Annotated in this window: 17 protein-coding genes and 1 other RNA gene; 14 read left to right on the top strand and 4 right to left on the bottom strand. The window is 34.7% G+C overall.

Annotation, left to right across the window (positions count from 1 at the left end; all coding sequences use genetic code 11):
- Window positions 1–14 precede the first annotated feature (14 nt).
- The gene (locus NYE52_RS14240) at window positions 15–899 is read left to right on the top strand and encodes a patatin-like phospholipase family protein (RefSeq protein ID WP_341193673.1); all 885 of its coding nucleotides are present in this window, start codon (window positions 15–17) and stop codon (window positions 897–899) included.
- 47 nt (window positions 900–946) lie between these two features.
- Here the strand turns inward: NYE52_RS14240 and NYE52_RS14235 are convergent, their stop codons facing one another.
- Window positions 947–1,327 (bottom strand): SA1362 family protein, encoded by a 381-nt coding sequence (locus NYE52_RS14235; protein ID WP_341193672.1) that lies wholly within the window; start codon window positions 1,325–1,327, stop codon window positions 947–949.
- A 247-nt stretch (window positions 1,328–1,574) separates the two neighbouring features.
- Window positions 1,575–2,519, bottom strand: coding sequence for a DUF1385 domain-containing protein (locus tag NYE52_RS14230; RefSeq protein WP_341193671.1), 945 nt, complete (start codon window positions 2,517–2,519; stop codon window positions 1,575–1,577).
- A gap of 232 nt (window positions 2,520–2,751) precedes the next feature.
- Between NYE52_RS14230 and NYE52_RS14225 the strand changes: the two genes are divergently transcribed.
- The 4 genes from NYE52_RS14225 (at window position 2,752) to ssrS (ending at window position 5,566) form a co-directional block, all read left to right on the top strand.
- Window positions 2,752–3,282 carry a YqhR family membrane protein gene (locus NYE52_RS14225; RefSeq protein WP_341193670.1) on the top strand — a complete coding sequence of 177 codons (531 nt, stop codon included), beginning with the start codon at window positions 2,752–2,754 and terminating at the stop codon, window positions 3,280–3,282.
- Window positions 3,283–3,669: 387 nt separating this feature from the next.
- The gene (locus NYE52_RS14220) at window positions 3,670–4,731 is read left to right on the top strand and encodes a M24 family metallopeptidase (RefSeq protein WP_341193669.1); all 1,062 of its coding nucleotides are present in this window, start codon (window positions 3,670–3,672) and stop codon (window positions 4,729–4,731) included.
- Between the two features lie 12 nt (window positions 4,732–4,743).
- Complete coding sequence (gene efp / locus NYE52_RS14215) at window positions 4,744–5,301, top strand: elongation factor P (protein ID WP_341193668.1); 558 nt, start codon at window positions 4,744–4,746, stop codon at window positions 5,299–5,301.
- Window positions 5,302–5,373: 72 nt separating this feature from the next.
- A non-coding RNA gene (gene ssrS, locus NYE52_RS14210) (6S RNA) lies at window positions 5,374–5,566 on the top strand.
- Window positions 5,567–5,793: 227 nt separating this feature from the next.
- Here the strand turns inward: ssrS and NYE52_RS14205 are convergent.
- Both NYE52_RS14205 and NYE52_RS14200 read right to left on the bottom strand, forming a co-directional pair.
- Window positions 5,794–6,510 carry a LysM peptidoglycan-binding domain-containing protein gene (locus NYE52_RS14205; protein WP_445669116.1) on the bottom strand — a complete coding sequence of 239 codons (717 nt, stop codon included), beginning with the start codon at window positions 6,508–6,510 and terminating at the stop codon, window positions 5,794–5,796.
- Window positions 6,511–6,568: 58 nt separating this feature from the next.
- Window positions 6,569–7,963, bottom strand: a complete 1,395-nt coding sequence (locus tag NYE52_RS14200; protein WP_341193667.1) for an alkaline phosphatase — start codon at window positions 7,961–7,963, stop codon at window positions 6,569–6,571.
- 296 nt (window positions 7,964–8,259) lie between these two features.
- Here NYE52_RS14200 and spoIIIAA point away from each other — a divergent pair, with 296 nt between their 5' ends.
- From spoIIIAA to accB, 9 genes are all read left to right on the top strand, one after another.
- Window positions 8,260–9,186, top strand: coding sequence for a stage III sporulation protein AA (gene spoIIIAA, locus NYE52_RS14195; protein ID WP_341193666.1), 927 nt, complete (start codon window positions 8,260–8,262; stop codon window positions 9,184–9,186).
- On the top strand, window positions 9,186–9,701 hold the full coding sequence (spoIIIAB, locus tag NYE52_RS14190) for a stage III sporulation protein SpoIIIAB (protein WP_341193665.1): 516 nt from the start codon (window positions 9,186–9,188) through the stop codon (window positions 9,699–9,701). The genes spoIIIAA and spoIIIAB overlap by 1 nt, the downstream gene beginning before the upstream one ends.
- 19 nt (window positions 9,702–9,720) lie before the next feature.
- On the top strand, window positions 9,721–9,927 hold the full coding sequence (spoIIIAC, locus tag NYE52_RS14185; protein WP_016204918.1) for a stage III sporulation protein AC: 207 nt from the start codon (window positions 9,721–9,723) through the stop codon (window positions 9,925–9,927).
- A gap of 8 nt (window positions 9,928–9,935) precedes the next feature.
- On the top strand, window positions 9,936–10,331 hold the full coding sequence (gene spoIIIAD, locus NYE52_RS14180; protein ID WP_341195198.1) for a stage III sporulation protein AD: 396 nt from the start codon (window positions 9,936–9,938) through the stop codon (window positions 10,329–10,331).
- Window positions 10,332–10,362: 31 nt separating this feature from the next.
- Window positions 10,363–11,586, top strand: a complete 1,224-nt coding sequence (spoIIIAE, locus tag NYE52_RS14175) for a stage III sporulation protein AE (RefSeq protein ID WP_341193664.1) — start codon at window positions 10,363–10,365, stop codon at window positions 11,584–11,586.
- A 14-nt stretch (window positions 11,587–11,600) separates the two neighbouring features.
- Entirely contained in the window at window positions 11,601–12,233 is a 633-nt protein-coding gene (spoIIIAF, locus tag NYE52_RS14170) for a stage III sporulation protein AF (RefSeq protein ID WP_341193663.1), read from the top strand.
- Window positions 12,226–12,879 (top strand): stage III sporulation protein AG, encoded by a 654-nt coding sequence (gene spoIIIAG / locus NYE52_RS14165; RefSeq protein ID WP_341193662.1) that lies wholly within the window; start codon window positions 12,226–12,228, stop codon window positions 12,877–12,879. Before spoIIIAF ends, spoIIIAG begins: the two co-directional genes overlap by 8 nt.
- Window positions 12,880–12,892: 13 nt before the next feature.
- Window positions 12,893–13,450, top strand: a complete 558-nt coding sequence (locus NYE52_RS14160; protein WP_341193661.1) for a SpoIIIAH-like family protein — start codon at window positions 12,893–12,895, stop codon at window positions 13,448–13,450.
- Window positions 13,451–13,854: 404 nt separating this feature from the next.
- Window positions 13,855–14,325 (top strand): acetyl-CoA carboxylase biotin carboxyl carrier protein, encoded by a 471-nt coding sequence (gene accB, locus NYE52_RS14155; RefSeq protein ID WP_341193660.1) that lies wholly within the window; start codon window positions 13,855–13,857, stop codon window positions 14,323–14,325.
- Window positions 14,326–14,332: the final 7 nt, after the last annotated feature.

Below are 14,332 nucleotides of genomic sequence, written 5' to 3'. Positions count from 1 at the left end.
AAGGAGTGAATTGCATGTATATAGACGGAGTCTTTTCAGGGGGAGGAATTAAAGGGCTTGCTTTAGTGGGCGCGTATGAGGTTGTAGAAAGCAGGGGATTTCAATTTGCAAGACTGGCAGGAACTAGTGCAGGTTCCATTGTTGCTGCCTTAATTGCTGCAGGATATACAAGTAAAGAAATAGCGGAATTATTGGAAGATTTGGATTTAAGTACGTTTTTAGATGAAAGGCAGTTACTAATTCCTTTTCCGCTTGCTAAATGGTTTTTTCTCTATTGGAAGCTAGGTTTGTATAAGGGAGTAGAACTGGAAAAATGGATAGAAAGTAAATTAGCTATGAAAGGATTAAAAACATTTGCAGATATCCCCCCTCAATCGTTACGCTTTATTGCTTCAGATATAACAAATGGTGTATTAATGATTTTACCAGATGATTTGCCAAAATACGGAATCAATCCTCAGACCTTTTCAATAGCGAAAGCCATTAGGATGAGCTGTAGTCTCCCATATTTTTTTGAACCGGTAATCATCGGTAATAAATCAAATAAAAATGTGGTAGTCGATGGAGGGGTATTAAGTAATTTTCCAATGTGGTTATTTGATCAAGAGAACGTATTGAAAACAAGGCCGGTTCTAGGAGTTAAATTAAGCCACAGCATCAAGGAACATCCGAAACATAAAATTCAAAATGCAATTGATTTATTTACAGCGATGTTTGAAACGATGAAGGATGCGCATGATTCCCGGTATATATCCAGGAAGCATGAAAAAAATATAATCTTTGTTCCAACAGAAGGAGTACTGGCAACAGAATTTGCTCTAACGAAAGAAGATCAAGAAAAGCTTTTTCAGCTAGGAAGAGATTGTGCAACGAAATTTTTTAAAACATGGGCTTATTAAAGGGGGAAAATGGAGGAAACTTCTTAAGGATAAAAAAATCGAGCCCTTTATAAGGAAGCTCGATTTTTTTTCTTGCTCTTTTTCCCTTCAATAACAGTCAAATGAGCTGAACTTTTACTTCGTTTATGCTTATTGGCTTTTAAGGAAGAGGATTTAGTTGAGTGCTGCTGTCCTGCTGGTGATTTTTCTCTTGTCTGTAGCCGTTTTTTTGATTTTTTTGCAGCTTTTAGAAAAGCTTTTTGCTCTCGTTTTTGTGGACTAGACGTACTGAAATGGCGAAAAATGAACCAAATAATAGCACCAACAGCCAAAATGACAGCAATGTTAAGTAAAAAACCAGCAGGATTTTTAATTAAACTAGTAGTTAGGCCAATGAAAGCAAGGAAAATAATACTTCCAAATAAGATAAATGAAAATCGGTTCTTCAAAAAGCCACCTCCCTAAAAGCATGATGAGCATTTTTTCTAACTTTTAAACTATTATTAAGAAAAGTTTATTCAAAAAAAGCCAAATTGTTCACATGAAAAAATTTTCAGAAAAAAGATTTTCAACAACGAAGGGAAGAGTTCGCCTTATTAATAGGAAGATTCTAAACATAAATGTAACAATATAACTCAGTGATACTATTTCTAATAATTCGAAGCCCCTCTTTAACTACTAATACCCTAATGATGTTTATTCAACAACTGCTTTTGAAACTTTTGCTTCTGTTTCTTCTTCTCGTCTCTTTAATTCTGAAAAGGAAAGAATTGCTACTTCGACTTGATCATTGCTCGGCTCTTTCGTTGTTAACAATTGTAGCCAAAGACCTGGTAATCCAAGATATTTTAAAACAGGAACCTCTCTTAATTTATTGGTAAACTGCAATACCTCGAAGGAAATACCAAGAACAACAGGAATTAAGGCAATTCGGATTAATACTCTGTCTAAAAGATTATCTGGATGGAAAAATAAATAGAGAAAGAACCCGACAATTACTGTAAACAGAATGAAGCTTGATCCACAACGATAATGTAATCTTGAAGCGGCTTGTACATTTTCAATTGTTAGTTCTTTCCCGCTTTCATAAGCATTAATTACCTTATGTTCCGCACCATGATATTGAAATACCCTCTTTATAATGGGGGTCAGTGAGACAAAGTAAATGTATCCAAGTAAGAGAAGAAGCTTAAAAAAGCTTTCTAATAGAATTTGTGCAAAATGTCCAGAAATAATAGGCATAAACATAGCTGCTAGAAATGTTGGAATCAGCGTAAAAATGAACTTCCCGAATAAAAAGGAAAGGACACCTAGAACTGCTACTCCTAAAATCATTGAAATTTTAGAGGGCTCTTCTTCTGCCAATTTATAATCTTCTGAAGGATCAACATCGTAACGATCCGTTGAAAAATTCAAATGCTTTGTCCCATTCCCACTTGATTCAATAATAGCAATGATACCTCGTAAAAACGGAATTTTTTTTAATTTTGCTAGCTTGGTATTATACGTTCTTGGAAGATGGAAATAATCTACAGACTGATCTTTTCGTCTTATGGCTGTGACATAATGATGTTTACCACCAAACATCACACCTTCCACAACAGCCTGGCCTCCGTATAATGGTTTTTGTTCACTTGACATGTATAATAACACCAACCTCAGGATAATTTAGGTGAAAACAACTGTTTTTTTCCATGAATGAAGAAGAACTTATGGTTGTATATCCCCTAGTTACTATATTACTAAAAAATTCTAAAAACCACTAGCGGGACATTTCACCCTTCCTTAATAAATTAATCCATTTAAACTCTAAAAGAATAAGATGCAAGGAACGAAAAGGAATGGGACATACTACTATTTGGAGGTGGATATTATGGATAAGGAACAACAATCGCATGGAAAAGAAAGACCAATGTCTTTTATCGCTTTAGTAATTTGGACAGGCATGTTTGGTGGGATATTTTGGTCGATAATTGGGTACATAGGATATGTTTTTAATTTTACAGAAATACGACCTAACGTTCTTTTAGAGCCTTGGGCAATTGGTAGCTGGAAAAATGGTTGGCTTGGAACGGTAATAAGTATCGTTGCTATTGGATTTTTTTCAACTGGGGCAGCATTTGCTTACTATTTGATTTTAAGAAAGTTTAAAACTATTTATATTAGCATTGGATTTGGCATTGCGCTGTTTATTTGTGTATTTATCATTTTAAATCCAATATTTCCGAGCATTGCACCATTTTTAGAGCTTAAAAGAGATACAATTATTTTTTCTGTATGTTTATATGTCCTTTACGGAGTATTTGTAGGCTGTTCAATCTCCTATGAAGAAAGTGAAATACAATTGAAAAAATGGAAAGAGAAAAAGCCATCGACTAATTTAACAGGTAATGAAGGAGAATAGACCATTAATTAGTTTTTTTACGATGCCATGCAGCTTGAATACACATCGTTTTCAATGGAAAACTTCCCGATGAAATATAGGCGGATTTAGGCTGCTCAGTAGTTTTAAATAGTAATTTTTAAAAATTAAAAACCATCTTTTACAAACCAGTTAATGAAAGAAGTAAGTTGAATTTTTTTAACATGCATCCTTTTAGATAACTAGTTAGGGTGTCTAAAATCTTCATCTACATGCTGTTTTGACTGAATTATAAACATATTTATGTTAAAATAATTTCATGAGTGTACTTTTTTCATCATTCAGATTTTTACCTTAACTAGAAGTTGTTAAGACTTTAAGAAGAACGGTGCCTCTAGGAAAGTGTATAAACTAAGGGAGAGGATTTTAATGGAGAAACTTACAAGAATAAGAGAAGCACTAACAGAAGTTGGGGCAGATGGTATTTTAATAACAAGCACATATAACAGACGTTATGTTAGTAATTTTACAGGTTCAGCAGGAGCTGTATTAATCAGTGGGGAAAAAGCTTTATTTATCACAGATTTTCGTTATGTAGAGCAAGCTGGAACGCAATGCGTTGGATTTGAGGTTGTTCAACATAAAGGGGCAATTCTTCAAGAGGTTGCAAGTCAAGCTGAGAAATTAGGAATAAAGAAATTAGCATTCGAACAAGATTATACAACATTCACTCAATTTAAGGAGTTAGATACAGTAGTAAATGGAGAATTAGTGCCTGTTTCAGGTATAATTGAAAAGTTACGCTTGATTAAGACTAATGAAGAGATTAAGATATTAAAGGAAGCTGCTAAGATTGCTGATGCTGCTTTCACCCATATCCTTGATTTCATTAAGGTTGGGAAAACAGAATTGGAAGTTTCGAATGAATTAGAGTTTTTTATGAGAAAATTAGGCGCCACTTCATCTTCCTTTGATACAATTGTTGCATCAGGAAAGAGATCTGCATTGCCGCATGGTGTTGCAACCGATAAAGTAATTGAAGCTGGTGATTTTATTACATTAGATTATGGTGCTTATTTTAATGGATATGTATCAGATATTACGAGAACTATTGCTATCGGTAACCCAGATGAGAAATTAAAAGAAATCTATGATATCGTATTAAAGGCTCAGCTGAAGGGAATGGAAGGCATAAAACCAGGTATAACTGGTGTCGAAGCAGATGCTCTGACTCGTGATTACATAACTGAAAAAGGGTATGGAGAATATTTTGGACATACAACAGGTCATGGCATTGGGCTAGAAGTTCATGAAGGACCAAATTTATCTTTCCGAAATAATGCTCCTCTAGAACCAGGTATGGTAGTAACAGTGGAACCGGGTATTTATATTGCAGGACTTGGTGGAGTGCGTATTGAAGATGATACAATAATAACAAATGATCATAATGAAGCTTTAACCCATTCAATTAAGGAACTGATTATTTTATAGGAGGATTACTGCATGATTTCAGTAAACGATTTTAAGACAGGTTTAACAATAGAGGTAGATGGCGGAATCTGGCGCGTTCTTGATTTCCAACACGTTAAGCCTGGTAAAGGAGCAGCATTTGTTCGTTCTAAATTGAAGAATTTACGTACTGGAGCTGTTCAAGAAAAAACTTTTAGAGCTGGAGAAAAAGTTGCAAAAGCACAAATTGATAATCGCAAAATGCAATATCTATATGCTAACGGTGACCAACACGTATTTATGGATGTAGAATCTTATGACCAAATTGAGCTTTCTGCTTCTGTAATCGAATATGAATTAAAATTCTTGAAAGAAAATATGGAAGTCCATATTATGATGTATCAATCAGAGACTCTAGGTGTAGAGCTTCCAAATACAGTTGTATTAGAAGTAGCTGAAACAGAACCTGGAATTAAAGGTGATACCGCTTCAGGTGGTACAAAACCTGCTGTGATGGAAACAGGACTAACTGTTCAAGTTCCTTTCTTTGTTAACCAAGGAGATCGTTTAATTATTAATACAACTGAGGCAAGCTACGTTTCTCGTGCTTAAGTTCTGAAAGTAATCGTAATATACTGATTTTACCATTTGCTTTTCGAAGATAATTCATGTATTATAAAACCATAGAAGCTGCGTTGTACGTTATCGTATGAAGTTTCAACCTTTATCGATAATTAGGGAGTTCTATATTAAAGAAGGATCAGCAGGCCTAATCCCATTTGGCATTAGGACATATGATGAGAGCTTTTGCGAACACCCACCTGGTGGAGCAGGTTTTGAAACTCCATACATCTTAAGCGGCAAATGCGGCTGAAAAAGGAGGTAATCATTTGATTACCTCCTTTTTCATGTATTAAGAAATCCCTAATTGTATGAACTGTTTAAGTAAGGATAAGAAAGAACAAATCATTCATCTAGTAAAAGATAAAAAAGAAGGATACAAGAGATACTATAAAAGGATAGAAGTATGTTTAAGGATTTTATCTTTGTACATGCTGCTATCCTTTATTCTACTGGAGTTAGAGGGGAAACATATAAAAAAGCTTAGCCTACTCTTAATTTTTGGCCAGGGTAAATTTTATTGATATCCTTTATTTGATTCCATTCTTTGATTTTTTCTACACTTGTATGGAATTCTTTTGCTATATTACTAATTGTATCTCCTTTTTTAACTTCATAATATATACTGTTTTTTGATGGTATTTTGAGCTTCTGTCCCGGTTTAATCACATAATCTTTAGCTATATTATTGTAAGCTGAAAGTTCCTGAACTGTAGTATTATAACTCTTGCTAATTTGATATAAAGTATCTCCTTTATTTACAGTATATTCTATATTATTTGAGACAGGCGCTATAGGATCTGTTACAAAGTAATCAAGTGGATTAACCGCATTAGATTTTGCGTCATTCCATCGTCCTTCATGCAATTCAAAATGTAAATGTTGACCTGTAGAATTCCCTGTATTCCCCATTAAGCCGATTGCTTGTCCCTTTTTAACATATTCTCCAACTTTTACTTTCCTAGATCCACTTTTTAAATGAGCGTAGACTGTTTCATAGATTTGTCCGTTGATTTCATGAAGAATCATAATACATTCTCCATAGCTAGTGGAATAATAGGACCTTGTTACGGTTCCATCCGCGCTCGCAGTAATAATATTTGTCCCTTTTTGGGCATAATCCACTCCGAAATGTTTGTTATTTCCAGATGGATTGAATTTATTTGTTATATTGGCTACAGTTGTTGGTTTTGAAAACAAGTAAAATCACCTCCATATAGCTTATGAAGAAGTGATTTTATTTGCTTGGGTTTTTACCTTACTGATTGAAAAGGGCATAACCCATAATAGATGCAATTTTTTTTGGAATATCGGTATTATCTAGAACTCCATGAAATTCTTCTGCCCCATTTCCACTTGCAAAGACAACAATCATATTACTTGTATGCCCGCCGGTAGAGCTAAGCTGCTGTATGGGAGACTGCAAGATGCCTGCATGATAATGATTTGCAATAATAGCTCCTATTTTCCAGTCGATTTGTTGTTCTCGATAGACCTGCCCTTTCTTAGGCATTTGGTTTGTTTGCAATTGAGTAAGCTCTTCTTTACTTAAGTTGATTGCTGCATAGTCTTTAAAAACCTTTCGTATACTCTTTTTTGTATAGTTATTGCTTGTTTTTTTCTTTTTTAATTGTTGTGCCATGTAGTGAGGGGATACAGCAATTTTTTTAAGCGCTTTTATATCCATTGCCTCTGTTGCGGACACTCCCATCGTTTCATGGTCAGCAGCAACAACAACTAATGTGTCTTTTCTTTTATTAGCCCATTCTACACAGTATTTTACCACTTCATCGAAGGCGATTGTTTCTTTCCATATTCCTGTAATATCAGATGAATGTGACGCATGGTCAATTCGTCCTCCTTCAATCATTGCAAAAAAACCTTCTTCGTCTTTTGACAGTACGTCGAGTGCTTTTTTAGTCATTTCCTGCAAGGATGGTTCTGCTGTTTTTTGATAGTTTCTATCTAATTGAAAATTTAAATGTGTTTCTCCAAAAAGCCCGAGAATTTTATCCGCATTTGTTTTTGCTAATTGATCAGCGGTTGAAATATACGTATATCCAGAATTCTTATATGCATCGATAAGATCAATTCCTCTTTTATCTGGACGAGTAAAGTATTTTTTACCTCCCCCCATAATAATATCCACTTTATTGCTTAATTGTTGCTTAGCAATTTCCTCTTGATCGGCCCATCTATTATTAACACTTGCAGTAAAGCTTGCTGGAGTTGCATCTGTTACCGAATTAGTGGTAATGATAGCTGTTTTTTTGCCATCTTTTTTAAAACTATCTAATATACTGTCTTTGTTTTTCCCATTTGGTGTAATGCCAATCATTCCATTATTCGTTTTCTGTCCAATCGCTAGTGCTGTTCCCCCGGCAGCAGAGTCGGTAACACGATTATTGCTCGAGGAAGTATGCACGATGGCAGTATAGGGAAGTGTTTCGATAAAAAGTCTTCCTTCTAGCCCATGCTCAAATAATCGAGCAATTTCCATTTGCCCAATACCCATACCATCACCAATGAGTAGGATAACGTTTTTAGGTTTGTCCTTTTGTTCTTTACTTAAAGCTGGTTTATCTACTATGGTTTGAACGGAAAGGAAGAATCCTAAACCGATGGAAAGGAAAACGAGAAGTAGCTTTTTCATATCCATTTCCTCCTATGCTAATAGCTTGTAATCTTATATAGCTTTTGAATAAATGTGATTTTTAAACCATTAAATGCTGGGTTTTCCTTTAAAAAGTCTTTGAGTGAAAAAAAATGAACCTTTAGAAAATAAATTTAAAAAAGAAATGAATCTAGCAGGAAATGACATAAAAAAAGAAGACAAGCATACATTTTAATAAGACATCCTATGTATGCTTACAGTGAGTAAAACTTTTGATTCCAACTAAAAGATTGTCTTAATAAAGCAGAAAACCTTTAGAAAAGGAGGAATTCATTGTGAATACCATTTACTCTTTTTTGCCTAAATCGATTGAAAATCATATTCTCACAATCCCTCCATCAGAAAGATTAGGTATGGAAGAAATTAGAGTTCGGATAGGTAGACCTTTAGAAGTATTTATTAACGGGCAGTCGATTTTTTTTCCATTCATTGTTTCTAAAGAGGATGGGAACCAATTACTAAATAAAATAAGTAAATATTCGGTTTATACAATGGAAGAAGAATTGAAAAGAGGATATATCACCGTTGAAGGTGGGCATCGTATTGGACTTGCAGGTCGAGTCATTTTGCAAGATAGCAAAGTAAAGGCGATTCGGGATGTAGCTTCTTTCAATATACGGATTGCAAAGGAGCAAATCGGGATAGCTAATCCATTTATCCCTTATTTATATGAAAAGGGACGATGGCGGCATACGATGATTATTGGCCCGCCACAGACTGGGAAAACTACCTTATTAAGAGATATTGCTAGATTAATTTCTTCTGAAGAAGAGCATTCGTTACGAAAGCCAGCGAAAGTAGGAATTGTGGATGAACGATCTGAAATTGCAGGATGTATGGATGGGATTCCACAAATGACGTTTGGTCCTAGAATAGATGTTCTGGATGCTTGTCCAAAAGCAGAAGGAATGATGATGATGATTAGATCGATGAGTCCAGATGTTCTAATAATAGACGAAGTAGGTAGAAAAGAGGATGAAGAAGCAATATTAGAAGCGGTTAATGCTGGTATTCAATTAATAATGACGACACATGGCACTAGCTTAGATGAAGTGAAAAAACGACCAATGCTCTCAAAGATTATTAAAATGGGCATATTTGAACGGTATATTGAATTAAATAGAAAGAAGGGTCCAGGTACTGTAACGGCAATACGAAATGGACAAGGCCAATTATTGTTGGATGAAATGAAGGTGAAATAATGGTGAAGATAATTGGTGCAATCTTGATTCTTGCTTCCACAAGCTGGGGAGGAATGGAATTTTCTAAGTTATTAAGTCAAAGGCCAAAACAAATTCGTGCATTGAAATCAGCACTTCAATCTTTAGAGGCGGAAATCATGTATGGACATACTCCATTACATGAAGCTAGTAGAAGATTAGCAGAACAATTAAATGAACCATTAAGTTCCTTTTTTTCAAGCTTTGCAGAACGATTAATCAAAGAGGATACTACGGTGAAAGACGCATGGACGTTATCCTTAGATGACATTTGGAAGAAGACAGCGATGAAAGAACCAGAATTAGAAATCATGAAGCAATTCGGAGAAACATTAGGTAGACATGATCGTTTATCACAACAAAAGCAAATTATGTTAACACTGACCCATCTAGAAAGAGAAGAAGAGGAAGCTAGGGAAATACAAGGTAAATACGAAAAAATGGTAAGAAGCTTAGGATTTCTGTCGGGACTGCTGATTGTCATTTTATTGATGTAGTTTTTAGGAGGAGACTTTAATGGGCTTAGAGGTCGATATTATATTTAAAATAGCTGGTGTTGGAATCGTTGTAGCTTTTTTACACACAATCCTCGATCAAGTTGGCAAGAAAGAATATGCGCAATGGGTTACATTATTTGGATTTATTTACATTCTATTTATGGTAGCAAATATCGTAAATGACTTGTTTCAAAAGATTAAAGCAGTATTTTTATTCCAAGGGTAAAGGAGGATATTGTCATTGAAATTCTTCAAATAGTTGGAATCGCACTTATCTCCACTTTTTTAGCGCTAGTTGTAAAAGAACAGAAGCCCAATATCGCTTTTTTACTAGTTGTATTTGTTGGCTGCGCAATCTTCCTTTTTCTCGTTGACCAAATAGCAGCAATTATACAAATGGTTGAAAGAATAGCCTTAAACGCAAAAGTTAACACCGTTTATGTAGAGACGATTCTAAAAATAATTGGCATTGCCTATATAGCAGAATTTGCAGTGCAAATTACCAAAGATGCAGGGCAAGGCTCTATTGCATCAAAGATAGAGCTAGCTGGGAAGATATTAATTTTAGCAATGGCAGTTCCGATATTAACGGTCTTAGTAGAAACAATTTTAAATATGATTCCAAATTAAGTAGGAAACCGTTTATTCCGAGGTGAAAAAATTGAAAACAAAGCTGAAAGTCGTACTACTAATAATGGCAGCTATCTTTTTTCTATATCAACCGATTGTACAAGCCTCACCTCATGAGTCACAAGAATCAGAAGTATTAGAAGAAACAAAGGAAGAAGGAATAGATCCAACCAAACTAGTTGAATCTCAATTGGAGACACTAGACCTCGATGAATTAACGGAATTTTGGGATTCAGTTAAAAACGAGTATGGTGGTTTTTTGCCAGAAAGCCAAAAGGGAAGTCTATATGATTTTATGATGGAAAATAAAAGCTTTGATTTTCAAGGTTTTTTCCAAGGGCTACTTAAATTTGCTTTCCACGAAATAATTGTAAATGGAAAATTATTAGGTTCTTTAATCTTACTTACCATATTTAGTGTCATGCTGCAGATGCTCCAAAATTCATTTGAGAAAAGCTCTATTAGTACGGTAGCCTATGCCATTGTATTTATGGTTATTATTATTCTCGCATTGAATAGTTTTCATGTAGCCATTACTTATGCTAGTGATGCTATATCAAATATGACCAACTTTATATTAGCGCTTGTTCCATTATTGCTAGCGCTTATGGCAGCTTCAGGTGGGGCTATATCCGCTGCATTCTTTCATCCCGTAATTCTTTTTTTAATGAATACAAGCGGAATGCTTATTGAATATATCGTACTTCCCCTCTTGTTTTTATCAACATTGCTGCATGTCGTAAGTAGTCTGTCAGAACAATATAAAGTGACTCAATTAGCCAATTTGTTACGAAATATTAGTATAGGAATCCTAGGAATTTTCTTAACGATATTTCTAGGAGTGATTTCTGTGCAAGGAGCATCCTCGGCGATAACAGATGGAATTACGATTAAAACAGCTAAATTTGTGACAGGCAATTTTATACCGGTCATTGGAAGGATGTTTACAGATGCTACAGATACAGTTATAAATGCATCTTTATTATTAAAAAACACGGTCGGGATTGCAGGAGTAGTTATTCTCCTACTTCTTGTAGCTTTTCCAGCAATTAAGATTTTAATGATTTCGTTTATTTATAAGCTTGCCGCAGCACTCTTACAGCCGATTGGAGGAGGTCCGGTTATAAAGTGTCTGGATGTTATTAGTAAAAGTGTTATCTATGTCTTCGCGGCATTAGCAATTGTATCCCTTATGTTTTTTCTCAGCATTACAGTAATCATTGTTGCAAGTAACCTAACAATGATGGTGAGGTAGAAAGGAGGATAAGGATGAATTTTATTACAGAATGGGTTACAAATATTATTCTATTTATTTTGCTAGCAACCGTTGTGGATATGCTTTTGCCGAACTCTACCTTTCAAAAATATGCCAAGATGGTTGCAGGTCTATTATTAATTACGGTTATATTGACACCGGTATTTAAGCTAATATCTAGTGATTTCGAAGCTGTTTTCACAGCAAGTGCTAGCGGCGAGTCCGAACAAAAAAATATGAATAATTCGATCGAATTGAAAAAAAGAGAAATACAAGCCTCACTTGATGAATATACATTAAATAAAATGGCTGTCCAATTAAAAGAGGATGCAAATGAGGAGTTGATAGCAAATTACGGAATGGAGATCAATTCGATTCAATTATCGATAGACAAAGAGAAGGATGTTGGGTTTCCTGCAAACTTAACAGAAATGGTTATCCATATGAAAGAAAGCAAGGATCCGCAAAACGTTGTGGAAGCTGTAAGCCCTGTTCGAATTGATACACAGCAACCTCTTCTTGACAAAAATGAATCGAAACAAATGGATACAGAAAGTATTATTTCTTTCCTTTCCGAAAAATGGGAAGTTCGAGATGATGCAATTGTAATTATGTACGAAGGAGGGGAGGAGGAGAAGAATGGATAAGAAGGACAAAGGGCCATTAAGCTGGATAAAAAACTTTCTGTCAAACGACGGGGATGAAAAGAAGCAGGGAAAAAAAACCTATATTGTCATAGTTGTATTGTTTGGGATAGCCATTATGCTTTTAAGCAATATGTTTTTTAAAGACGATAACAAAGCTCAGGAAGTTGCAGCATACAGTAATGATGCTTCCTCTGAAGAGGCTGAAGAAACATTTGGACAAAAAGCCAATAATAGTAACTTAACTATTGCTGATTATGAAGAACAGTACAAGGAAGAAATTAAAGAAGCGATAACTGCGATAGCAGGGGTTAAGGACGCGATTGTTTATGTAAATATAGAAGGATCTGAAAAGAAAATATATGAAAAAAACCAATCCCAAACAATCCAGAAAACAGAAGAAGAGGATACACAGGGTGGCAATAGAAAGGTAGAAGAAACATCAAATGAAGAAACGGTTGTATTAGTACCCAATGGTGAAAAACAAGTTCCGATTGTAGTGGAAACGATGAAGCCCAAAATAGTTGGGGTTCTAGTTGTTGCAAAAGGAGCTGAGGATATAAAAGTAAAAACAATGATTGTGGAGGCAGTTACTCGGGCATTAGATGTTCCAAGTCATCGAGTTTCTGTACAACCTAAACAAAACTAAGGGGGAATAATAGATGTTATTAAAAAAGCAAACAGTATGGTTATTAACGATGTTAAGTTTGGTTGTGGTGTTGTCTGTCTACTATATCACTTCACCTGAATCCCGATTAAACGAATTTGCGACAACAGAAGAAGAGAATACAGAAAATGCAAAAACAAATGCAGAGGAAGCATCTACAGATAATAAAGGAGAAAGCACTGTTAGTACAACTGATTCAGAAGCAGTATTTGAACAAATGCGCCTTGATTTAATGGAGCAGCGAGACAAAATGAAAGAAGAACTAGTTACTATTCAAGGTTCAAAAGATAAAACAGCAGAAGAAAAGAATGAAGCTACAGAAAAAATTAAAGAGATTCAGGAAATTACAGACAATGAAAAAATCATGGAAAGTCTTATTAAAGCAGAGAACTATGAAGACGTTCTTGTACAAACAGCTGAGGATGGTACTGTAAAAGTAACGGTGAAAGCAGAGGAATTATCTGCAGAAGCTGCAAATGAAATTGTTCAGCTTGTACGTAAAAACATGGACGCGCCAAATGCTAATGTTGCTGTGAAAATCGATCCAAAATAATCATAGATTAGAAGGATACAATATGTGCAAAAATGGGGAAAAACGAATAGGTAGTTTAAAACTGTAGATCACTTCATGTAGGTGTCTGCAGTTTTTTTATAAGATGATTTTTACTAAATTATTGATAGCAACAATAATTAATTTTTGCTCTTTTTTTATACTGAAATAAAAGTAAACGTTTTCTATAAAACGGTTAGCTTGGATTAGTTATTTTAAAAAGATAGTGGTATGATAAGTATGTAGAAAGAGAGATGATCAACTGTCGATTCAAAAAATTAAGCTAAAAAAATAATAAGATTAAATAGCAAAAAAGTAGTGTTTTAAAGATGGTTGTTGAATTATCATAAGGTCTTATCGTATGATATTAGTATCTAGTCCTAAAAAGATTTAAGGGGTGCAATTATATGTTAAAAATTTCAGAAGTAAAAGAATTAATAAAATTAATAGATGATTCTAGTATTAGCAATTTTTTATATGAACAAGATGGTGTGAAAGTAGAAATCAAAAAGAATTATGGAGAGGCAGTAGTATCAGCTCCAGTTATGACAAAAACAATTCAACAAGAAGAAGCAACGACAAAAGAAGTAGCAATTGAAAGTGTAGTTACAGATATACCAGCAACAACAAACGATGAAAACTTACATAAAATTACTTCCCCAATGGTAGGAACATTCTATCAATCAGCTTCTCCAGATGCAGCTGCATTTGTAAAAGTAGGAGATAAGGTGACAAAGGATACTGTTGTTTGTATCGTAGAAGCAATGAAGTTATTTAACGAAATTACAGCAGAGGTAGATGGGGAAATTGTAGAAATCCTCGTTAAAGATGGAGAGCTTGTAGAATACGGGGAACCATTATTCCTAGTAAAGGCGTAAGAGGGGT

Source organism: Niallia sp. FSL W8-0635 (assembly GCF_038007965.1).
GTDB lineage: Bacteria > Bacillota > Bacilli > Bacillales > Cytobacillaceae > Niallia.
Note: the sequence above shows the minus strand (reverse complement) of the source record. Positions and strands in the feature narration are given on the sequence as shown.

Coding starts and splice junctions, on each gene's coding strand:
- NYE52_RS14240 (WP_341193673.1), top strand. CDS start 15: ATGTATATAGACGGAGTCTTTTCAGGGGGAGGAATTAAAGGGCTTGCT.
- spoIIIAB (WP_341193665.1), top strand. CDS start 9,186: ATGGTGAAGATAATTGGTGCAATCTTGATTCTTGCTTCCACAAGCTGG.
- NYE52_RS14225 (WP_341193670.1), top strand. CDS start 2,752: ATGGATAAGGAACAACAATCGCATGGAAAAGAAAGACCAATGTCTTTT.
- spoIIIAC (WP_016204918.1), top strand. CDS start 9,721: ATGGGCTTAGAGGTCGATATTATATTTAAAATAGCTGGTGTTGGAATC.
- NYE52_RS14230 (WP_341193671.1), bottom strand. CDS start 2,519: ATGTCAAGTGAACAAAAACCATTATACGGAGGCCAGGCTGTTGTGGAA.
- efp (WP_341193668.1), top strand. CDS start 4,744: ATGATTTCAGTAAACGATTTTAAGACAGGTTTAACAATAGAGGTAGAT.
- spoIIIAG (WP_341193662.1), top strand. CDS start 12,226: ATGGATAAGAAGGACAAAGGGCCATTAAGCTGGATAAAAAACTTTCTG.
- accB (WP_341193660.1), top strand. CDS start 13,855: ATGTTAAAAATTTCAGAAGTAAAAGAATTAATAAAATTAATAGATGAT.
- NYE52_RS14220 (WP_341193669.1), top strand. CDS start 3,670: ATGGAGAAACTTACAAGAATAAGAGAAGCACTAACAGAAGTTGGGGCA.
- NYE52_RS14160 (WP_341193661.1), top strand. CDS start 12,893: ATGTTATTAAAAAAGCAAACAGTATGGTTATTAACGATGTTAAGTTTG.
- spoIIIAF (WP_341193663.1), top strand. CDS start 11,601: ATGAATTTTATTACAGAATGGGTTACAAATATTATTCTATTTATTTTG.
- NYE52_RS14200 (WP_341193667.1), bottom strand. CDS start 7,963: ATGAAAAAGCTACTTCTCGTTTTCCTTTCCATCGGTTTAGGATTCTTC.